This is a genomic window from Pseudomonas viridiflava (genome assembly GCF_900602065.1).
In the GTDB taxonomy this organism is placed as follows: Bacteria; Pseudomonadota; Gammaproteobacteria; order Pseudomonadales; family Pseudomonadaceae; genus Aquipseudomonas.
The window spans coordinates 1-321 of sequence record NZ_UWFN01000327.1 but is presented as its reverse complement, the minus strand read 5'-3'; the positions used below and the strand labels follow the sequence as shown (position 1 = coordinate 321).

Annotated in this window: 1 protein-coding gene; it reads left to right on the top strand. The window is 59.8% G+C overall.

What is annotated here, in order from left to right; genetic code table 11:
• A partial coding sequence (locus EE949_RS24400; protein WP_164666832.1) for a hypothetical protein occupies positions 1-321 on the top strand: 321 nt, incomplete at both ends.

The following is a 321-nucleotide window of genomic DNA, read 5'->3' as shown; positions in this document are numbered from 1 at the left end:
GATAATGGTTGGCTCGACGTCCCCGAAACGTACTGGCAAATACCCGAGCAATGCCATGGATGCCCGTGAGTTCGGGCTGGACAGGCTGTCTTTGGAGGCCGACTCTGCGGCGAGTAGCATTGATGTATTCGTCAACGAGGGCAAGTTCTGTAAATGGGCCGATTCTGTTGAGCCAGTGGCCTCCACGTCGGCTGCCGTGAAACAGGTCGTGCCGCTTTCCGAGGCCGAACGGGCACTGCTTGCGTTGCCTGAAACGCCGGTTTTCCTGCCGCAGCTTCGCGGCGCACTGGCAAGGGCAGGGCTACTTGGCCTGCCGGAAAA